Annotated in this window: 17 protein-coding genes and 1 pseudogene; 13 read left to right on the top strand and 5 right to left on the bottom strand. The window is 60.1% G+C overall.

The genetic code is table 11. The annotated features are described in order from the left end of the window. The 4 genes from KGA81_RS23645 to KGA81_RS23630 form a co-directional block, all read left to right on the top strand. Positions 1–121, top strand: a 121-nt coding sequence (locus tag KGA81_RS23645; protein WP_141228961.1) for a transposase, incomplete at its 5' end; no start/stop codon positions are given. Between the two features lie 560 nt (positions 122–681). Then, positions 682–2,475, top strand: a complete 1,794-nt coding sequence (locus KGA81_RS23640; RefSeq protein WP_223549004.1) for a DUF1302 domain-containing protein — start codon at positions 682–684, stop codon at positions 2,473–2,475. 23 nt (positions 2,476–2,498) lie between these two features. Further along, the gene (locus KGA81_RS23635) at positions 2,499–3,869 is read left to right on the top strand and encodes a DUF1329 domain-containing protein (protein ID WP_223549002.1); all 1,371 of its coding nucleotides are present in this window, start codon (positions 2,499–2,501) and stop codon (positions 3,867–3,869) included. A 141-nt stretch (positions 3,870–4,010) separates the two neighbouring features. Beyond that, positions 4,011–6,554 carry a LuxR C-terminal-related transcriptional regulator gene (locus KGA81_RS23630; protein ID WP_223549000.1) on the top strand — a complete coding sequence of 848 codons (2,544 nt, stop codon included), beginning with the start codon at positions 4,011–4,013 and terminating at the stop codon, positions 6,552–6,554. A gap of 15 nt (positions 6,555–6,569) precedes the next feature. Here KGA81_RS23630 and KGA81_RS23625 read toward each other — a convergent pair whose 3' ends face one another. Further along, on the bottom strand, positions 6,570–7,370 hold the full coding sequence (locus tag KGA81_RS23625; RefSeq protein WP_223548998.1) for an IclR family transcriptional regulator: 801 nt from the start codon (positions 7,368–7,370) through the stop codon (positions 6,570–6,572). Positions 7,371–7,534: 164 nt separating this feature from the next. Between KGA81_RS23625 and hmgA the strand changes: the two genes are divergently transcribed. From hmgA to maiA, 3 genes are read left to right on the top strand one after another with little or no spacing between them, the layout of a single operon-like run. After that, entirely contained in the window at positions 7,535–8,839 is a 1,305-nt protein-coding gene (gene hmgA, locus KGA81_RS23620) for a homogentisate 1,2-dioxygenase (protein ID WP_223548996.1), read from the top strand. A gap of 3 nt (positions 8,840–8,842) precedes the next feature. Continuing rightward, positions 8,843–10,147, top strand: coding sequence for a fumarylacetoacetase (gene fahA, locus KGA81_RS23615; protein WP_223548993.1), 1,305 nt, complete (start codon positions 8,843–8,845; stop codon positions 10,145–10,147). Between the two features lie 12 nt (positions 10,148–10,159). Beyond that, on the top strand, positions 10,160–10,795 hold the full coding sequence (maiA, locus tag KGA81_RS23610) for a maleylacetoacetate isomerase (protein ID WP_223548991.1): 636 nt from the start codon (positions 10,160–10,162) through the stop codon (positions 10,793–10,795). 47 nt (positions 10,796–10,842) lie between these two features. On the opposite strand, the gene KGA81_RS23605 is transcribed toward maiA, so the two are convergent. Beyond that, positions 10,843–11,646, bottom strand: coding sequence for a SirB1 family protein (locus KGA81_RS23605; RefSeq protein ID WP_223548989.1), 804 nt, complete (start codon positions 11,644–11,646; stop codon positions 10,843–10,845). 183 nt (positions 11,647–11,829) lie between these two features. Here KGA81_RS23605 and KGA81_RS23600 point away from each other — a divergent pair, with 183 nt between their 5' ends. Further along, the gene (locus KGA81_RS23600) at positions 11,830–12,849 is read left to right on the top strand and encodes a Glu/Leu/Phe/Val dehydrogenase family protein (RefSeq protein WP_223548987.1); all 1,020 of its coding nucleotides are present in this window, start codon (positions 11,830–11,832) and stop codon (positions 12,847–12,849) included. A gap of 257 nt (positions 12,850–13,106) precedes the next feature. Here KGA81_RS23600 and KGA81_RS23595 read toward each other — a convergent pair. Beyond that, positions 13,107–13,346 (bottom strand): annotated as a pseudogene (locus tag KGA81_RS23595) (YebG family protein); the annotation flags it as partial. A gap of 319 nt (positions 13,347–13,665) precedes the next feature. On the opposite strand from KGA81_RS23595, the gene KGA81_RS23590 reads away from it, so the two are divergent. Continuing rightward, a complete protein-coding gene (locus KGA81_RS23590; RefSeq protein WP_223548985.1) occupies positions 13,666–14,166 on the top strand; it encodes a phosphate-starvation-inducible protein PsiE in 501 nt (166 codons plus the stop codon). On the opposite strand, the gene KGA81_RS23585 is transcribed toward KGA81_RS23590, so the two are convergent. After that, positions 14,163–14,480 (bottom strand): DUF3509 domain-containing protein, encoded by a 318-nt coding sequence (locus KGA81_RS23585; protein WP_056728450.1) that lies wholly within the window; start codon positions 14,478–14,480, stop codon positions 14,163–14,165. The two genes, KGA81_RS23590 and KGA81_RS23585, sit on opposite strands and share 4 nt — an antisense overlap. Before the next feature lie 323 nt (positions 14,481–14,803). Beyond that, entirely contained in the window at positions 14,804–16,180 is a 1,377-nt protein-coding gene (locus KGA81_RS23580) for an L-serine ammonia-lyase (protein ID WP_223548983.1), read from the bottom strand. 135 nt (positions 16,181–16,315) lie between these two features. Here KGA81_RS23580 and KGA81_RS23575 point away from each other — a divergent pair, with 135 nt between their 5' ends. The 4 genes from KGA81_RS23575 (at position 16,316) to KGA81_RS23560 (ending at position 19,638) form a co-directional block, all read left to right on the top strand. Then, positions 16,316–17,263 (top strand): LysR substrate-binding domain-containing protein, encoded by a 948-nt coding sequence (locus KGA81_RS23575; RefSeq protein ID WP_108229093.1) that lies wholly within the window; start codon positions 16,316–16,318, stop codon positions 17,261–17,263. 214 nt (positions 17,264–17,477) lie between these two features. Continuing rightward, positions 17,478–17,885 carry an HPF/RaiA family ribosome-associated protein gene (locus KGA81_RS23570; RefSeq protein ID WP_223548981.1) on the top strand — a complete coding sequence of 136 codons (408 nt, stop codon included), beginning with the start codon at positions 17,478–17,480 and terminating at the stop codon, positions 17,883–17,885. A gap of 194 nt (positions 17,886–18,079) precedes the next feature. Beyond that, positions 18,080–18,652, top strand: coding sequence for an RNA polymerase sigma factor (locus KGA81_RS23565; RefSeq protein WP_223548979.1), 573 nt, complete (start codon positions 18,080–18,082; stop codon positions 18,650–18,652). Continuing rightward, positions 18,649–19,638 carry a FecR family protein gene (locus KGA81_RS23560; protein ID WP_223548977.1) on the top strand — a complete coding sequence of 330 codons (990 nt, stop codon included), beginning with the start codon at positions 18,649–18,651 and terminating at the stop codon, positions 19,636–19,638. Before KGA81_RS23565 ends, KGA81_RS23560 begins: the two co-directional genes overlap by 4 nt. Positions 19,639–19,824 lie beyond the last annotated feature (186 nt).

Below are 19,824 nucleotides of genomic sequence, written 5' to 3'. Positions count from 1 at the left end.
TACGGGCCAGCTGGAAGGCATCAACAATCGAATCAAGGTCATTAAGCGGATGGCGTACGGTTACCGGGACAGCGAATTCTTTTTCATGAAGATCAAGAGCGTCTTTCCCGGTAATCCGTGAAGAACCATAAAAAAGCCTGGGCACGCTCCCTTTGTAGGAGCTGGCTTGCCAGCGATATTCGTTAACGATAACGCGTGTAAATCGGATAAACGCGGCGCATGTGAGTCCATCGCCGGCAAGCCGGCTCCTACAGGTATTGCGTTATCGGTGTGTCCCGGGATGCGTGAAGAACCATAAAAAAGGCCGCTGCAAACGCAGCGGCCAAGGTAAGACGTTGGATCAGGAGCTACAAATCAACGTCAGTGAACATGGGGTGATGAACCGAATCCTCAATTCATCTGAAATCTTTCATCACGGCGCAGGCCGGTACATGGTGCCTGCGGTGGTTTACCGTGACAGCCAGACAAGAATAAGCCCTTGGTGTCGTAGGAAAAATACCAATTACGGACATGCACTGTTGCAACCCCGGCAACAGTCAGGATTCGGCTGCTCGTCCTCTGGGTGATGACCCCGTGCCAGTCATCCTTTAGAGGTACACCACGAATACCTCCTTGGTGCGCTTATCGACCCCGGTGCCCGGCAGTAGGGTGAGGCCTTCTGTCACTCACCGGGGAAGACGCATGACAAAAACAACAATGCGCGCCATCTTCACACCGCAGGCGCTGGCGGCTGCGGTTGCATTGGGCTGCTGTGCCCAGGCACAGGCCATTTCGTTCAACATTGGGGAAATCGAGGGGACGTTCGATTCCTCGTTGTCGGTCGGCGCGAGCTGGGGCGTGCGCGATGCGGATAACTCCCTGGTGGGCATCGTCAACGGCGGTTCCGGCCAGTCTTCGACCGGTGACGACGGGCGATTGAATTTCAAGAGGGGTGAAACCTTCTCGAAGATCTTCAAGGGGATTCACGACCTCGAACTGAAGTACGGCGACACCGGTGCGTTTGTGCGTGGCAAGTACTGGTACGACTTTGAGCTGAAGGATGAAAGCCGGCCGTTCAAGGACATCAGCGATCACAATCGCAAAGAAGGCGCCAAGTCTTCAGGCGGACAAATCCTCGACGCTTTCGTCTATCACAACTACTCCCTCGCCGATTTGCCGGGCACGGTCCGCGCCGGCAAGCAGGTAGTCAGTTGGGGCGAAAGTACATTCATCGGCAACTCGATCAACAGCATCAACCCGGTCGACGTGTCCGCGTTCCGTCGACCGGGAGCCGAGATCAAGGAAGGCCTGATTCCGGTCAACATGCTGTTTGCCTCCCAGGGGCTGACGGACAAGTTGACGGTCGAAGGCTTCTATCAACTGGAGTGGGACCAGACGGTTGTCGATAACTGCGGTACTTTCTTTGGCGTCGATGTAGTGGCCGATGGTTGCAACAAGGGCTACACCGTCGCCAGTCCGGCCATTGCGCCGCTGCAGCCGATTGCTGCTGCCTTTGGCCAGGGCTTCGAAGTCAGCAAGGAGGGGGTGATCGTTCCCCGTGGTGGCGACCGCGATGCCCGGGACTCCGGGCAGTGGGGCACGGCATTGCGCTGGCTGGGGGACGACACCGAGTACGGCCTGTACTTCATGAACTACCACAGCCGCTCACCGAATGTCGGGACCACCACCGCTGGCCTCAGTACGTTGGCAAGCCTTCCGGGGATCGTTGCCGCCGCCAATCGCATCGCCCCCGGCAGTGGTTCGGGCCTGGCCCAAAGTGTGATGCTCGGTCGCGGCCAGTATTTCCTCGAATACCCGGAGGACATCCGCCTCTACGGTGCGAGCTTCGCTACCACGTTATCCACCGGCACCGCGTGGAGCGGGGAAATCAGTTACCGCCCCAACCTCCCGGTGCAGGTCAACACCAATGACCTGACCCTGGCCATGCTCAATCCGATTGCAGGTGGTGCGGCATCGCCCATCGCCAGTGCCCCGGGGGCCGACAATAAAGGCTACCGCCGCAAGGAGGTGACGCAAATCCAGAGCACCCTGACGCATTTCATCGATCAGGTCGCAGGTGCGGATCGCCTGACCCTGGTGGGCGAGGCGGCGGTGGTTCGGGTCGGTGGTCTGGAGCCGCGTACCAAACTGCGCTACGGCCGCGACTCGGTGTTTGGTCAGTATGGTTTCGGCGGTGATACCAATGGCTTCGTGACCTCGACGTCGTGGGGTTATCGCGCCCGGGCCATTCTCGATTACAACAACCTGATTGCCGGGATCAATTTCAGACCCAACCTCTCGTGGTCCCACGACGTCGCAGGCTTTGGCCCCAACGGTCTGTTCAACGAAGGCGCCAAGGCCATCAGCCTCGGTGTCGACGCGGACTATCGCAACACCTACACCGCGAGCCTCAGTTACACCGACTTTTTCGGCGGGGACTACAACGTCCTCACTGACCGTGACTTCGTGGCGTTGAGCTTTGGTGTGAACTTCTGATCTGGCTGAAAAGGATGAATTCGATGCGCAAGATGATTCTGCAATTGGGCGCCGTTCTGGCTCTGAGTCTGCTGGCTGCCAATGTGATGGCCGCGGTATCGCCGCAAGAAGCCGACAAACTCGGCACCAGCCTTACACCGCTCGGTGCCGAGAAGGCCGGTAATGCCGATGGCTCGATTCCGGCGTGGACCGGCGGCATCCCGAAAAATGCTGGCGCGGTGGACAGCAAAGGTTTCCTGGCCGACCCGTTTGCCAACGAGAAGCCATTGTTCGTGATCACCGCGGCGACCGTCGACAAGTACAAGGACAAGCTCTCCGACGGCCAGATCGCAATGTTCAAGCGCTATCCCGAGACCTACAAAATTCCGGTCTACCCGAGCCATCGCACCGTGGCGTTACCGGCAGAAATCTATGAGTCGGCCAAACGCAGCGCTCTGAACGTAACGCCGATCAACGACGGTAACGGTCTGGCCAACTTCACCGGCAATCGCTACTACGCGTTCCCGATTCCGAAGAATGGTGTGGAGGTAATCTGGAACCACGTCACTCGTTACCACGGCGGCAATCTGCGGCGCACGGTCACCCAGGCGACACCGCAGTCCAATGGCGATTTCACTGTGATCCGCTTCAAGGACGAAGTCGCCGTGCCTTCGTTGCTCGGCGATCTGAAGCCGGGCGCCGACGAAAACGTCCTCAACTACTTCAAGCAGGAAGTGACCGCACCGGCGCGGCTGGCGGGTAACGTGTTACTGGTTCACGAGACCCTCGACCAGGTCCGGGAACCGCGCAAGGCCTGGATCTACAACGCTGGCCAGCGGCGGGTACGGCGTGCGCCGCAGGTGGCCTATGACGGTGTCGGCACCTCGTCCGATGGCCTGCGCACCACCGACAACTTCGACATGTTTTCCGGCGCACCGGATCGCTACGACTGGAAGCTGGTCGGCAAGAAGGAGATGTACATTCCCTACAACAGCTACAAACTCGATTCGCCGGACCTCAAGTACACCGACGTGATCAAGGCCGGGCACATCAATCAGGACCTGACCCGCTATGAGCTGCACCGGGTCTGGGAAGTCGTCGCCACGGTCAAGCCGAACGAGCGGCACGTGTACGCCAAGCGCCACATGTACATCGACGAAGACAGCTGGCAAGTGGCGCTGGCCGATCATTACGACGGGCGTGGCCAGCTCTGGCGCGTCGCCGAAGGGCATGCCCAGTTCTATTACGATCACCAGGTGCCGGCCTACACCGTCGAAGCGCTGTATGACCTGATTGCCGGTCGTTATATCGCCCTGGGAATGAAGAACGAAGAAAAGCGCAGCTTCGAGTTCAACATCGATGCTAAAGCGGGGGACTACACGCCAGCGGCCTTGCGTAGTACAGGGGTGCGGTAAGTTTCCTACAGGCTCCTACACAAAAAGGTGACTTCACGGTCACCTTTTTTATAAGGGGGGATAAGTGTGTTGAATACTTCTTCAAGAAGCGCTCGGGAGAGGTCTAGGGTGGCGCCAGAATTATAAAAAAGGCGCATCACCATGACTGTAATGACGCACTGTCTGGACCGCCCCGGTTTCCTGCCCCGACTGTCGTCCCATCATCTGTCCCGCGAGCGGTTGATCGAGCCCATGCTGGGCTCGACTGCGCGGGTGAAGTTGCTTTGCGCACCGGCCGGTAGTGGCAAGAGCGCGTTGCTCAGCGAATGCCTGCTGCGTGCACCCCAGAACTATCGGGTCTGTTGGCTGCCGTTGGCGGGGGAACCGTTGAGCGCAGCCGATTTTCTGTTGCGCCTGACGCAAGCGTTGGGGTTGCCCTCGGCGGATGAGCCAGGGCTGCTGGCGCATCTGGCGCGATTGCAGACGCCCACCTGGCTGTTTCTCGACGATTTCTGCCGCGCACCCAATCCGGAACTCGACCGGATGCTCGATCGCCTGTTAGCCGTTGCCAGCCCGGTGCTGACCTGGTGGCTGAGCTCCCGTCGACGACCACCCTGCAACTGGCCGCGGCTGCTGCTGGATGATCAGTTGTACGAGTGCGAAGGCCGGGCGCTGGCGTTTACCGAGACTGAAGTCGGGCAGTTGCTCGGTCATGTCGAGCCGACCCTCGCGGCACAAACTGCCAAAAAGGTGGTTGAGCGCAGCGGTGGCTGGTGTGCCGGTGTACGGATCACGTTGCTCAATGGTTGCCCGTGGTCGGGGGAGCAGGGGCGTTCAGCGACATTGCTCGATTATCTGCAACATGAGTTGTTCAACAGCTTGCCGCCGGAGTTGGTTGAGGTCTGGCAGGTGTTGGTTCATCTGCCCCGCTTCAACGCCAGCCTGTGCGAGCATCTTTTCGGTACGGGTGAGGGCGCGCAGTGGCTGCATGCGTTGCAGGAAATGGGCTGCTTCATTGAACCCTGGGAAGACTCCGTCGAGTGGTTGCGGATCTTTGAGCCATTGGCCCGGGCGATGCGTGAAGAACCGTCGCCGGCGGGGCGATCCTGGCATCGCCGCGCGTGCCAATGGTTCAGTGTCGAAGAAGACTGGCAAGGTGCATTCGAGCAGGCTCTGTTGGCACAGGAGTTCGAAGTTGCGGTCAGCCTGTTGCAGCACTTCAGCCTCGAGCATTTGTTCCGGCGTGAAAATGTCTGTCTGTTGTTGAAACTCCACGAGCGTCAACAGGCTGAGCTGACCCTTGTTACACCGCAATTGGTGGGGCTGGTTAGCGCTGCGTTGTTGTTTGCCGGGCGCTTCGATCATGCCGCCGCGTGCATCGAGCAACTGGCAAGGTTTGCCCCACAGCCTACGCAGGCGCTGCAACGGCAACTGCTGGCACGCTGGCAGGCGCAACAGGGCTGGTTGTTGCATTTGCAGGGTCGCATGGAGGTTGCACGCGCGCACTTTCTCGACGCGCTGGCCGAGTTGAGCGTCGATGCCTGGCCGGTGCGATTGTTGTGCCTGTCGGGTCTGACCCAGCAGGCTCTGCTCAACGCCGAACTCGATGCGGCGCAGACGTTCAATCGTGAGGCACTGTGTCTGGCACGCGCCCAAGGCTCGCTATTGTTCGAAGGGCTGCTGGAGCTCGACCACGCGCAGTTGCTGGAGATGCGCGGAGCGCCCCGACGCGCCGAGAGCCTGTTGGCTGAAGTTTTTGCCCTGTTGTCCCGACAGGCTGATCGACCGACACCGCTATTGGGGCGAATTGCCCTGCGGCGAGGGCGGTTGGCCCTCTGTCAGGGACAGGATGAGTTGGCTGCCGGCTTCTTCCGGTCCGGCCTGGAGGACTGCCTGCAAAGCCAGGACAAGCACGCGCTGTATGGCTTTCTCGGGCAAGCGCAGATGGCCGCCAATCAGCGCGATTACGCACTTGCGTTTGATCGTCTGCGCGAAGCCGAGCGCGTGATGCAGCAGCGGCAGATTCCCGATACGGTGTATCGCGGGGTACTGCTGCAAATCAGCAGCCATTTCTGGTTGCAGCAAGGGCGACCGGAATTGGCCTGTGAAGCGCTGACCCGTGTCTTGCGTCACTATCGCGGGCCTCGTGCACGCCAGGCGCCACCGGCCACGCTTCAGCTGATTGCTCGCATCGAGTACCAATTGGTGTTGGCGCAGATGCATTTGCAACAGACGCAAAAGCCGCTGGATCGGTTGCAGGCCTTGCTCGATCACGCGCAACGGCATGCCATGCTGGCGCTGGAAACGGAATTGCATTTGGTGATCAGCGAAGTGGCGGACTTGACCGCTGAGCCCAGGCTGGCCAGGGCGGCTTTGGAGGCGGGCCTGGCGCTGGTGAAGCGTTGTAACGGGCAACAGGCGTTGCGTGAGCTGGGCCTGCGCCAGCCGAACCTGCTCAGCCGTTTACGGGGGGAAGAGTCAGTGACGGCCATGCTCGCCGATGTCAGCCCGCTGAGTACCCGGGAGATTGAGGTGCTGGGTCTCATTGCCCAAGGCAGTTCCAATCAGCAAATTGCCGAGCGACTGTTCATCTCCTTGCATACGGTGAAAACCCACGCACGGAGAATCCACAGCAAATTGGGGGTTGAGCGTCGCACGCAAGCCGTGGCGATGGGCAAGAAGCTGGGGCTGATCCTGCCTGTCTGATCAGCGCCGTTGCGTTCAGGTTGTCAATGCGTCTGGCTGATAGCCCATGCGCCAACTCACTGCTCGTGTGGCAGACAGCAAACGCTGCGCCGCGGGACCGTTTTCATCGGCATGGAACAGCGAGGTCGGCCCCACTACGGTCAGTACTGCCGCAATCTTGCCCATGGCGTTGAACACCGGTGCCGACAAGGCATCCACACCGGGCATCAACAATCCATGCACATGATGCAGGCCCCGTTGGCGGATCTGTTCGCACATCGTCGTGTATGCCTGATCGTCCGCCAGGCTGTGGCTGGCGCTGCTCTGCAATTCCTGGTCGCGCAGGTCCACGGTTTCACGCCTGGGCAGGTAGGCACCAAACACCAGTCCCGTCGAAGAACTGAGCAATGGCAACACCGAGCCCAGTTGTGTCACCACCGTCACCGCACGCACCGCCGGTTCGATATGCACCACGGTCGCGCCCTGGTTACCCCATACCGCCAGAAAACAGGTTTCGTTCAAGTCGTCGCGCAGTTCGGCCAGGGGCAGGGCGGCGACCTTCAGCACGTCCATACTGTTGAGTGCCGCCAACCCTACGCGCAAGGCTTCGCGGCCCAGGCCGTAATGGTTGGTGGCGGCGTTCTGTTCGGCAAAACCGCTGGCGATCAGGGCCTGCAAATAGCGGTGAACCTTGCTCGCCGGCATTTGCACGTGTTCAGCCAGACGCGACAGCGAAGTCGAGGGCGACAACTCGGCCAGAGCCTTGAGGATGTCGGTGCCAACCTCGGCCGAGCGGACTTTCTGTTTGCCGTTGCTGTCGCTGGTAGGTTTTTCCATGGTGGCGGTTTGATCCTGTAACGAATGGGCGTCTTTATAGCTTGACGGTCAATACCAATCAAATTACGTTATGCGTAATCGAATTACGATAAAAATAACCGAGGCAGGCCAGTCACTCTTCCAAAGGGTGACCGGCATTGCCGACTCCCTGTTCAGGAGGCTCCATGAACTCCGATTCAACGACACCAGCGCTGGCCTACCTGTCAGGCTTCGGCAACGAATTCAGCAGCGAAGCGTTGCCCGGCGCACTGCCCGTCGGCCAGAATTCTCCGCAAAAAGCCCCATACGGCCTCTACACCGAACTGTTCTCCGGCACGGCGTTCACCATGCCGCGCAGCGAGGCGCGACGCACCTGGATGTACCGCATTCAGCCGTCGGCCAATCACCCGGCATTCGTCAAACTGGACCGGCAACTGGCTGGCGGTCCGCTGGGTGAGGTGACCCCCAATCGCCTGCGCTGGAACCCGTTGGAGATTCCTGCCGAGCCGACCGATTTCATCGACGGTCTGGTGAGCATGGCGGCCAACTCGGGCGCAGAAAAACCGGCCGGGATCAGCATCTACAACTACTGCGCCAACCGTTCCATGGAGCGCGTGTTCTTCAACGCCGACGGCGAGATGTTGCTGGTGCCTGAACGGGGGCGCCTGCGCATTGCCACCGAACTGGGTGTGCTTGAACTGGAACCGCTGGAAATCGCCGTGCTGCCACGCGGCCTTAAATTCCGCATCGAACTGCTCGACCCGCAAGCCCGCGGTTACGTCGCCGAAAACCATGGTGCGCCGCTGCGTCTGCCGGACCTGGGGCCGATTGGCAGCAATGGCCTGGCCAATCCGCGGGACTTCCTGACCCCGGTGGCGGCCTACGAAAATCTGCAACAATCCACTACGCTGGTGCAGAAATTCCTCGGCCAGTTGTGGGCGTGCGAACTCAATCATTCGCCGCTCAACGTGGTCGCCTGGCACGGTAATAACGTGCCGTACAAATATGACCTGCGCCGTTTCAACACCATCGGCACCGTCAGTTTCGATCACCCTGATCCGTCGATCTTCACGGTATTGACCTCGCCAACCAGCGTCCACGGCCTGGCCAACCTCGACTTCGTGATCTTCCCGCCGCGCTGGATGGTGGCCGAGAATACTTTCCGTCCACCGTGGTTCCATCGCAACCTGATGAACGAATTCATGGGCTTGATCCAGGGCGAATACGACGCCAAGGCCGAAGGTTTTGTGCCCGGCGGCGCTTCGTTGCACAGCTGCATGAGCGCCCACGGTCCCGACGGTGAGACTTGCACCAAAGCGATCAACGCTGACCTCAAGCCGGCGAAAATCGACAACACCATGGCGTTCATGTTCGAGACGAGCCAGGTGTTGCGCCCAAGTCGTTTCGCCCTCGATTGCCCACAACTGCAAAACACTTACGATGCCTGCTGGGCTACGCTGCCCGCCACTTTCGACCCGACCCGGAGATAACCCATGACGCAGACTTCCATCACTCGCAGCTGGGTTGCATCCGCCAACGGCCATGCTGATTTCCCGCTGCAAAACCTGCCGCTGGGCGTATTCAGCCTCAATGGCTCGGCACCTCGCAGTGGCGTGGCCATTGGCGAGCATATCTTTGATCTGCAAGCGGCCCTTGAAGTCGGGTTGTTCGATGGCGCGGCGAAGGCTGCGGTCGAGGCTACTTGTGGCGGCCAGTTGAATGCGTTCTTCGAACTGGGCCGCGAGGCCCGTGTAGCCCTGCGTGAACGCTTGCTGGAACTGTTCGCCGAAGGCAGCGCCGTGCGTGGCATGATCGAAGCCCAGGGCGCAAAACTGCTGCCGCTGGCGGTGGATTGCGAGATGCACCTGCCGGCGAAAATCAACGATTACACCGACTTCTACGTCGGCATCGAGCACGCGCAGAACGTTGGCAAACTGTTCCGTCCCGACAACCCGCTGCTACCGAACTACAAGTACGTGCCAATCGGCTACCACGGTCGTGCGTCGACCATTCGTCCATCCGGTACTGACGTGCGCCGCCCGAAAGGCCAGACGCTGCCGGCAGGTCAAAGCGAGCCGACGTTTGGCCCTTGCGCGCGCCTGGACTACGAACTGGAGCTGGGCATCTGGATCGGTCAGGGCAACGACATGGGCGACTCGATTGCCATTGGCGACGCTGCCGATCACATCGCCGGTTTCTGCCTGCTCAACGACTGGTCGGCACGGGACATCCAGGCCTGGGAATATCAGCCACTGGGGCCGTTCCTGTCGAAAAGCTTCATCACCAGCATCTCGCCGTGGGTCGTCACCGCTGAAGCGCTGGAGCCATTCCGTCGTGCCCAGCCTGCGCGTCCGCAAGGCGACCCGCAGCCGCTACCGTATCTGTTCGACAAGCGCGATCAGGCCGCTGGCGCGTTCGACATCGAACTGGAAGTGTTGCTACTTACCGAGGTCATGCGCGAACAGAACCTGCCGGCCCATCGCCTGACCCTGAGCAACACCCGGCACATGTACTGGACCGTGGCGCAAATGGTCGCGCACCACAGCGTCAATGGTTGCCAACTGCAGGCCGGTGATCTGTTCGGCTCGGGCACGTTGTCGGGTCCTGAGAACGGTCAGTTCGGCAGCCTGCTGGAAATTACCGAGGGTGGTAAAAAACCGATCGAGCTGGCGTCGGGCGAGGTGCGTAAATTCCTCGAAGACGGCGACGAAATCATCCTGCGTGGACGTTGCGTCCGTGACGGTTTTGCGTCCATCGGCTTTGGCGAATGCCGTGGCAAAGTGCTGCCGGCACGCTGAGAGGAGCGGGGCATGGAACTCTATACCTACTACCGTTCGACGTCTTCGTACCGGGTGCGTATCGCTTTGGCGCTCAAGGGCCTGGATTATCAATCCTTGCCAGTCAACCTGATCGCGCCGCAGGGCGGCGAGCATCGACAGCTACCCTATCTGGGCATCAACCCGCAGGGCCGCGTGCCGGCCTTGCGTACCGATGAAGGCGAATTGCTGATCCAGTCTCCCGCGATCATCGAATACCTGGAGGAGCGTTATCCACAGGTGCCGCTGCTGTCCAGGGACCTGACTGCCCGCGCTCACGAGCGCGGCGTGGCGGCAGTGATCGGCTGCGATGTGCACCCATTGCATAACGTCAGCGTGCTCAATCGTCTGCGCCAGTCGGGTCACGACGAACCGCAGATAGTGGAGTGGATCAGCCACTGGATCGGCCAAGGGTTGGCCACGGTTGAGCAGTTGATCGGTGATGACGGTTACTGCTTTGGCCCCGAGCCCGGGTTGGCGGACGTCTACTTGATCCCGCAGTTGTACGCGGCCGAGCGTTTCAATGTTTCTCTTGAGGCTTACCCTCGGATACGGCGAGTGGCGGCATTGGCGGCAACGCACCCGGCGTTCATCAAGGCGCATCCGGCGAACCAGCCAGACACGCCTTGAGTCAGAAGCAGGATCAAAAGATCGCAGCCTGCGGCGATCTTTTGCTTTTAATGGACGATGGAATTGGGCGGCAAATGCCCCAAGCGTTCCGTCAGGCGAATCCGCTGGATCGGATCGTCGCTGAGCAGTAGTGCGTGCTCCAGGTCGAAACGCTCGGCGTTCGGGCAGTCCAGCCGCTGGTACAGGCTGGCCCGGGCCAGATAGTCGGCGGCACTGGCGTCGCCCAGTTCCAGGACGCGATCGGCGTCGATCAAGGCATTGATGAAATCGTCGTGGGACAGGTACAACTGACGCAGGTTGCGCGACAGCCGTTGCAGCATCTGCGCTGGCTCGGCGGTTACCAGGTGCTCGGCGCTGAGCTTCATGTTCGGGCCGTACTGGCGCTGCAACAGCTCCCGACAATCGTTCGGATAAAGACGACGACCGCCGCAGGGATCGAGCAAATGGTCGGCACCGGGCACCCGCAGCAGGAAATGCCCGGGGAAGTTGACCCCGACCAGGGGAATTTCCAGGCCCCTGGCCAACTCCAGCGCAATCAGCCCCAGCGTCAAGGGTTGGCCTCTTCGGCGTTCCAGTACCTTGTTCAACAGGGCCACTTGGGGGCGTAACGGCGTGAAGTCGTCCTGGGCGAAACCCAGATCGTTCATGCGCCGCAGTAGCGGCTGGGCCAGTTCACTGACCGGCAGCATCGGCAAGCCGCCACTGACCCGTTGCTGCAACGTCTGGAAATCGGCCAGCAGTGCTTGCGGCTCCACCTCGCTGTCGTGCTCGACCGCAATCCACAATGCCGCCTCGAACAGCGCGGGCGGTGAACGTTGCAGGCAAGCGAAGAACGATTGGCGCGGGGTCATCAAAATCTCCGGGCAATGCCTCGTTTTAGCCCCCTCTCTGGCGTTCGTCCAGTGCCGTACAAGGTCGGATGCAGGTTATTTCCTAAAGCTTGCATCGTGGCCGTGCTTATTCCGGTGCGCTTCTGCAATTTTTGGGCGCAAGCCTATACTGGCGTCTACAAGAAGTGATTCGGGAGCCTTACGATGTTCGCTCTCATGCAAAGCACCCGCCTTGAATCGCTGCATCTGAGCGTCGACCCGGTCACCGGGTTGAAGGCGGTCATTGCCATTCATAACAGCCGTCTGGGGCCTGCCCTGGGTGGTTGTCGTTACCTTGCCTACCCCAGCGACGAATCAGCGATCGAGGATGCTGCGCGCCTGGCCCAGGGCATGAGCTACAAGGCTGCGCTGGCCGGGCTAGCGCAGGGCGGGGGGGTGGCGGTCATTGTCCGCCCGGCCCATGTTGCAAATCGCAGCGCGCTGTTCGAGGCCTTCGGACGCTTGATCAATCAGCTTGATGGTCGCTACATCACCGCCATCGACAGCGGCACTTCGGTAGCGGACATGGATTGCATCGCCCAACATACCCAGCACGTTACCAGCACCACGTCGGCGGGGGACCCGGCGCCCCATGCGGCGATGGGCGTATTCGCCGGCATTCGCGCCACGGCCATGGCGCGGTTGGGTAGCGATAATCTCGAAGGTTTGCGCGTAGCCATTCAGGGCTTGGGCAATGTCGGCTATGCCCTGGCGGAGCAATTGCATGCCGCCGGTGCCGAACTGCTGGTCAGCGATATCGATCACGGCAAGGTGCAATTGGCCATGGAGCAACTCGGTGCGCACCCGATTGCCAACGAAGCGCTGCTCAGCACACCTTGCGATATCCTCGCGCCCTGCGGCCTGGGCGGTGTACTCAACAGCCATACCGTGACGCAATTGCGCTGCGCGGCGGTGGCCGGTTCGGCGAACAATCAGCTGACGCATCTGGACGTCGCCGACCAGCTGGAGCGCCGTGGCATCCTGTATGCGCCGGATTACGTGATCAACGCTGGCGGGCTGATTTACGTGTCGCTCAAGCACCGCGGCGAAGAACTGTCGACCATCACCGCGCACCTGTCGAAAATCAGCACGCGCCTGACTGAAGTGTTCGCCCACGCCCAGGCGGAAAAACGCTCTCCCGCACGGGTGGCCGATGAGTTGGCGGAGAAAGTGTTGTACCGATAGAAGCTTGAAAGATCACAGCCTTCGGCAGCTCCTGCATGAATCGACGAACACCTGTAGGCGCTGCCGAAGGCTGCGATCTTTTTTCTACCTGGCATGAAAAAGGCCCCGGGTCATTCGACTCAGGGCCTGTTCAATTTGCGCGTTGCCTACTTGGCGGCTTTTGGGGCCTTGGCCGGCTTGGCCGGGGCGATCGGCTCAGCGGCTTCAACGACCTCGAGCGCTGCGACAGGTTCTGCGACTTCAACCGGTGCGCTGAGCAATTCGGACAGAGCGTCCGGCTGGCTCTTGAACGCCTTGGCGAACACGTCGCGATTCTTCGCCATGTAGATCCCGGCTTCTTCCACTTGCTGCTCGGTCAGGGACGGAACGGCTTTTTGCAATACTTCAGCCAGCAATTCGGCCAGTTCGAGCATTTTGTCATGACGGTCAGCTTCGGCTTTATCCATGAACAAGCGCTCCAGATCTCGGCTGCTGCGGTATACCACTTCGACGGCCATTCACCACCTCACATGCCTTCACATTGGTTGTCGATTTCGACCACTGTATTTATATACAGCAAAAGGATAAGCGAATCCCTGTCTTTTGGATAGTGGCTTTTTAAGGTAGACCGGATATCCGGATTTGCACTGTTCCCTGTGGGAACGGGCTGGGTCCGGGCGGCGTTCCGACGAAGAGGCCGGTGAAATTGCCACAAAAGTGTCCAGCAGCAATCCATCCTCATCTCACTCGATAGCCTCTGGCCTTTTTTCTGCATGCAGAAAAACCGTCACGTCCAACCCGCATCATCCGGTCGAGCCGACCTAAGGAAGCAGCATCGTGAAAATCAACTGGGCCGAAAAACTGCGGCAGAACGTGCATGGACTGGCCGAGTCCCTGGGCAATCTGTTCGTCGAAACCTTCCACTACCTGGCGCTTTTCGCCATTGGTGCGGTGACCGCGTGGGCGGCGGTGATGGAATTCCTCGGGATGATCGAAGAGGGGCACATCAAGATCGATGACATCTTGCTGCTGTTCATCTATCTGGAACTGGGAGCGATGGTCGGGATTTACTTCAAGACCAACCACATGCCTGTGCGCTTCCTGATCTACGTGGCGATCACCGCGCTGACGCGGCTGCTGATCTCCAACGTTTCGCACCACAACCCGCCGGACCTGGGGATCATCTATCTGTGCGGCGGGATTCTGCTGCTGGCGTTTGCGATTCTGGTGGTTCGTTACGCTTCGTCGCAATTTCCTTCGGTGAAGATCGAGAACCCACACCGCAGGACAGGTGCGGGCTCCAGTGAACATCTGGAAGTAGAAAAGGGCGAGCTTTAAAGTCCCATGGCGGGTCGGGGACGGCCATTGGCTGATGGTGGTGGCAGGCTGCGCGTGCCGCCATCGGTCATGGATTCGAGGATGGCCACGGCGCTGTGGCCCTGCTCGATGGCAATGCCGAACTGAATGCTCTGCACCAGTCGTTTCAGGCGCTCGGGGTCATTGCGTTGTTCGGCGCTGATCATGCGTTTGGCCACCACACGGCCACTGTTGGAAAGGGTCAGCATGATGCTGCCGTCCAGGCCCTGGATGCTCAGGTTGATCTGGTAATCCGCTGCAAAGGCATCGGTAATGAGCTGGAAAGGGTTGTCCATGATGCGTCACCGCCTGATTGAACGTGCAGTTGTTGACCGGCCGTGATCGGGTTGGTTCGCAATGCCTGACCACCGGCCATCTCGCCATCATTGTTCCAGCAAGGATGTAGCAAGGGGCATGCCGACATAATCGTCGGACAGAAAACACGCTATGTAGGAGCGAGCTTGCTCCGGGCGGCGTTCCGACGATGGTCGTGAACGATAACGCGTAAAACCAGATGGTTTGCGGCGCCTGAGGGTTTTTCGCGAGCAAGCTCGCTCCTACAGGGGCCGCGTTTTCTGCACGTTTCAGGGCAATAAACCTCGACGTGCCTCCAAAGCGATCAACATTCCACCCAGTTCACTGCCAGTCCGCCCCGCGATGTCTCTTTGTATTTGTCGTGCATGTCGGCCCCGGTGTCGCGCATGGTGCGGATCACCCGGTCCAGGGAAATGAAGTGCTGGCCGTCGCCACGCAGGGCCATTTGCGTGGCGTTGATGGCTTTCACTGCGGCGATTGCGTTGCGCTCGATGCACGGCACTTGTACCAGTCCGCCAACCGGGTCGCAGGTGAGGCCGAGGTTGTGTTCCAGGCCGATTTCGGCGGCGTTTTCCAGCTGCTCCGGGGTGGCGCCAAGCACCTCTGCCAGGCCGGCGGCGGCCATGGCGCAGGCAGAGCCGACTTCACCCTGGCAGCCGACTTCGGCCCCGGAGATCGAAGCGTTTTTCTTGCACAGGATGCCGACGGCCGCTGCACCCAGGAAGAAAGCGACTACGTCGTCGTCAGACGCATCGGCATTGAATTTCATGTAGTAGTGCAGCACCGCCGGAATGATCCCTGCCGCGCCGTTGGTCGGCGCCGTGACCATGCGCCCGCCGGCTGCGTTTTCTTCGTTCACGGCAAGGGCATACAGGTTGACCCACTCCATTGCCGACAAGGTGGATGTGATGACATTCGGCTTGCCGATTTCCTGCAGGCTGCGATGCAGTTTCGCCGCTCGACGTGGAACATTCAGGCCGCCGGGCAGGACGCCTTCGTGGCGCAAGCCTTGCTCGACGCATTCACGCATCACCGACCAGATATTCAACAGGCCCTGGCGGATCTCGGCATCACCACGCCATGCCCGTTCGTTGGCCATCATCAGTTCACTGACCCGCAGCCCGTGTTCGTTGCAGAGCTTGAGCAGTTCGGCGACGCTGGAGAAATCGTAAGGCAGCACCACATCGCCAGCCGGTGCGATACCGGATTCGGCTTCAGCCGCTTCAATGATGAAACCTCCGCCCACCGAGTAGTAGGTTTGCTCGAACAGTTCACCGGTTTCACCGAAGGCTGTCAGGGACATGGCATTGGGGTGGTAGGGCAGGCTCTCGTTTAGCAGCAGGAGATCGCGTTGCCAGTCGAAGGCAATTTGCGCAACGCCTGCCAGGCACAGTTTGCCGGTTTCGCGCAGGGTGTGAATGCGGTTGTCGATGGTGGTGGGATCAATGCGGTCCGGCCATTCGCCCATCAGGCCCATGACGCAGGCGCGGTCTGTTGCGTGGCCGACGCCGGTCGCCGACAGAGAACCGTAGAGACGAATTTCCACGCGACGTACATCAGCCAGAAAACCCTGATCGACCAGTGCCTGGGCAAAGGTTGCGGCGGCGCGCATCGGACCGACGGTATGGGAGCTGGACGGGCCGATGCCGACTTTGAAGAGATCGAAAACACTGATAGCCATGCTAAAGCCTATACAAGCAATGGAAGAGGAATCGCCGCCATTTTTGTAGGACAAGCGCAATGTCGGCGATACTGCCCGTCAAGGTCCTGCGTGACCAACGAAAATTCCTAAGACATCCTTTAGCAGGACTAAACGATGAGCCGTCAATTGCACGCCCAGACCTATGTCTGGTTGAACGTGTTTGCCTGTGCCGCGCGGCACTTGTCGTTCACCCGCTGCGCCGAAGAGCTGCACATCACACCGGGGGCGGTCAGCCAGCAGATCCGTCAGCTGGAAGAGCGCCTGGGTTTTCGCCTGTTTCACCGCCGTGCCCGCGGAGTCGAACTGAGCGCCGAGGGCCAGCGCCTGGCCATTACCGTCAACGAGGCTTTTGGCAGCATCGACGCGGAGTTGCGGCGACTGGATGCGGGCATGATCAGCGGGATTCTGCGGGTACGTTCGATTCCGTCGTTCCTGAGCAAATGGCTGACGCCGCGTCTGCCGCGCTTGCAGCAGCGTTTTCCGGATATTCAGTTGCGCCTGGTAGCCGAGGACAGCAGCGTGCCGTTGCATGAAGGCGACTTCGACCTGGCGATCGACCTGAACGACGGCAGCTACCCCGGCCTGTTATCCACCGCCTTGCTCGATGAGCAGATTTTTCCGGTGTGCGCGCCGAGCCTGTTGCGCGGTCGTCCGCCGCTGCACGGTCCGGCAGACCTGATGCACTTTCCCTTGCTGCACGACATCACCGCCTGGCGCGGCAGCTATGAGTACGCGGAATGGGAGTTTTACCTCAACGCCATCGGCTTCGAGGGGGCGGATGTGCGACGCGGGCATACCTTCAATCGCAATCACCTGACGATCGAAGCGGCCATCGCCGGGATGGGGGTGGCGATTGCCCGACGGACACTGCTCAACGATGAGCTGGAGCGTGGGGCGTTGATCGTGCCGTTCGGCCTGGCGGTGCCCAATCACAAGCGCTACATGCTGCTTTACGCACCAGGGGCGTTGAGCCATCCAGGTGTGCGCGCGGTACATGACTGGCTGGTGGAAGAGGCGGGGATTTTTCGCAGCTTGCACCCGTTGGGGGAACGGCAGATGTAAGGAATTTTGACCGGTAAGCAGGGCGACCCAACTCCCGACATTAACAGTGCTTTTGCTCGTTGTCCGGTTTTTTTTGCGTGTGAATATTTATCTTTTTTCAGGGGTTGAATTGTTCAGCGTACAGACCGATTGTGTAAGCAAGAGGTCACGGTGATGACGCCCAAGGGCTTAGCTGACCGGCCTCTCGCGAGCTAGCTGAAATAAGGGATGAACTATGCAAATCCAAGTCAATAGCGATAACCATATTCAAGGCAGTAAACGACTGGAGGAGTGGGTACGTACGACCATTGAGAGCACGCTCGAACGCTACGAAGAGGACCTGACACGAGTCGAGGTTCACCTGCGGGACGAGAACGGCGACAAGCCGGGTCCCCACGACATGCGCTGCCAGCTGGAGGCGCGGCCAAAAGGCCATCAACCGGTTTCCGTCACCCATAAAGCTTCCACCATGGAGCAGGCTATCGACGGTGCAGCCGTCAAACTTGAACATGCGCTGGAGCATATGTTCGGCAAATTGCGCGGCAAACGCGCCAATGTGGTGCCCATCGAGAGTGCCGCCCATGCCGACCATCTGCTGGAAGAAGAGTTTCTCGAGAACGAACAGGCAGCGCTCAACGGCTGACACCTGATTCACTTTTTACCTTCCCATGAGAACGGGCCTGCATTGCAGGCCCGTTTTGTTTTCGGTGGCTTTTGGATTCCATGGGGCATGGGCTGATCCTTTTGCATTTGAGAATATTTATCATTAATATTGCGGCCTTGCCGGCCCCCTGACGCTGTCGTGGCCTCCCCGGTTTTCAGGTCGAAACATGAACGATGATCACTCTGCCCCCCGACCCCCACGATATCGAACGCGACGAACAGCGCGGCGACCGTGCGCATTTTCTCCAGGTGTTTCTCTCCCGACGTTCACAAATGGAAGCGCTGGTGAGTCGGCGCGTCGGTTGCCGGGCGACGGCGGCTGACCTGGTGCAGGACTTGTTCCTGCGTTTCTGGCGGCGGCCGCTGGTGCAGGTCGAGGAGCTCGGCACTTATCTGCTGCGCTGCGCCGGCAATATCGCCATCGACCATTTACGCAGTGAAGGCACGCGGGTCCGGGCCAGCGAAGGCCTGATGGTGGAGCCACCGGACAGCCATGGCAGCGGACCGCAAGCGGCGCTGGAGGCGGGCAACGATTTGCGCCACGTTGAAGCCGCGTTGCGCGCACTCCCGCAGCGTACGCGGCAGATTTTTTTGCTCAATCGCATTCACGGCCGTAAATACGCCGAGATCGCCAAGGCCATGGGCTTGTCCCAAAGTGCCGTGGAAAAACATATGATGCGCGCCCTCGAAGCCTGCAAGGCCAGCCTTCGGGAGCCCGAAACACGAATGCCAGGGAAAGCACCGTGAACCACTTCGAGCGCGTCACCCCGACGCCCGCACAGGAGCAGGCCGCGCTGGCCTGGCTGAGCCTGCTGCATGATCAGCCCGGCAGTGGTGATCAGGTGGTGTTCAGCCAATGGTTGCAAGCGGACCCCGCCCATGCCGAGGCATATGCCCAGGCGCAGGTCTTGTGGGAGTTGAGCGAAGGGCCGGCGCGCACGCTCGCCGATGAAGACGCTTTAGCCTTGCAAAGCTATCTCAATGCCATGAAACGCTCGCGGCGCAGCACGCTCGGACGCTGGTCGGGTGCGCTGGCGATGGCCGCGTGCCTGCTATTGATGATCAGTCTCGGCACCGGTTGGCAGCCGATGCGCTGGGTGGATGACCTAGGGGCGGATTATGTCTCGGCGCCAGGGGAAATCCGCACGGTGACCCTGGCCGATCAATCGCAAGTCACCCTGGATGCCGACAGTGCCATTGCCGTGGATTTCAGTCGCGGTGAACGGCATGTGCAATTGCGTCGCGGCGCCGGATTTTTCAGCGTCACCCATACCGGCGAGCCATTCGTGGTGGATGCCGAGAATGGGCAGGCGCGGGTTCTGGGCACGCAGTTCGAGGTCCGCTTGCAGCCCCGTGGTGCACAGGTCACGGTGTTGTCCGGGCGGGTTGGCGTAACGGCGGACAGGAACGCCGAGCAGCAAATCCTTACCGCCGGCCAGCAAGTCGCCTACGGCGAAGGCTCGGCGGAAAAATCCCACGCGGTGGACAGCGAAGCGCAGTTGGCATGGCGTCAGGGCTGGCTCAATTACTACAAGGCGACGTTGGCCGATGTGGTGCAGGATCTGGGGCGCTATTACCCTGGGCGGATCGTGCTACTCAATGATGAACTGGCGGCACGCCGGGTCAGTGGCAGCTTTCCGAGCAGGAACCCGCAGGCGGTGTTGAGTTCGTTGCAGGGCGTGTTGGGGTTTGAGCAGCATCAGGTGTTGGGGCATTTGATAATTTTGCGTTGAATCAGCCGGCCCCATCGCGAGCAAGCTCGCTCCCACCGGTACAGAGTCGGTCACAGTTTTGGGGCAACACATAACCCTGTGGGAGCGAGCTTGCTCGCGATGGGGCCAGTTCAAACACCACATCATTCTGAATAAAAATATTTTCAAACTTTTGCTGAGGTAAACCCGATTGCAATCCGTGTAGTG

This window comes from Pseudomonas sp. A-B-19 (assembly GCF_019947515.1).
Taxonomy (GTDB): Bacteria; Pseudomonadota; Gammaproteobacteria; order Pseudomonadales; family Pseudomonadaceae; genus Aquipseudomonas.
The sequence above is the reverse complement of the archived record's forward strand: the minus strand, read 5'-3'. Positions and strand labels throughout refer to the sequence as shown.

Bases quoted from the DNA above. Each gene is read 5' to 3' on its own strand.
- KGA81_RS23640 (WP_223549004.1), top strand. From the start codon at position 682: ATGACAAAAACAACAATGCGCGCCATCTTCACACCGCAGGCGCTGGCG.
- KGA81_RS23635 (WP_223549002.1), top strand. From the start codon at position 2,499: ATGCGCAAGATGATTCTGCAATTGGGCGCCGTTCTGGCTCTGAGTCTG.
- KGA81_RS23630 (WP_223549000.1), top strand. From the start codon at position 4,011: ATGACTGTAATGACGCACTGTCTGGACCGCCCCGGTTTCCTGCCCCGA.
- KGA81_RS23625 (WP_223548998.1), bottom strand. From the start codon at position 7,370: ATGGAAAAACCTACCAGCGACAGCAACGGCAAACAGAAAGTCCGCTCG.
- hmgA (WP_223548996.1), top strand. From the start codon at position 7,535: ATGAACTCCGATTCAACGACACCAGCGCTGGCCTACCTGTCAGGCTTC.
- fahA (WP_223548993.1), top strand. From the start codon at position 8,843: ATGACGCAGACTTCCATCACTCGCAGCTGGGTTGCATCCGCCAACGGC.
- maiA (WP_223548991.1), top strand. From the start codon at position 10,160: ATGGAACTCTATACCTACTACCGTTCGACGTCTTCGTACCGGGTGCGT.
- KGA81_RS23605 (WP_223548989.1), bottom strand. From the start codon at position 11,646: ATGACCCCGCGCCAATCGTTCTTCGCTTGCCTGCAACGTTCACCGCCC.
- KGA81_RS23600 (WP_223548987.1), top strand. From the start codon at position 11,830: ATGTTCGCTCTCATGCAAAGCACCCGCCTTGAATCGCTGCATCTGAGC.
- KGA81_RS23585 (WP_056728450.1), bottom strand. From the start codon at position 14,480: ATGGACAACCCTTTCCAGCTCATTACCGATGCCTTTGCAGCGGATTAC.
- KGA81_RS23580 (WP_223548983.1), bottom strand. From the start codon at position 16,180: ATGGCTATCAGTGTTTTCGATCTCTTCAAAGTCGGCATCGGCCCGTCC.
- KGA81_RS23575 (WP_108229093.1), top strand. From the start codon at position 16,316: ATGAGCCGTCAATTGCACGCCCAGACCTATGTCTGGTTGAACGTGTTT.
- KGA81_RS23570 (WP_223548981.1), top strand. From the start codon at position 17,478: ATGCAAATCCAAGTCAATAGCGATAACCATATTCAAGGCAGTAAACGA.
- KGA81_RS23565 (WP_223548979.1), top strand. From the start codon at position 18,080: ATGATCACTCTGCCCCCCGACCCCCACGATATCGAACGCGACGAACAG.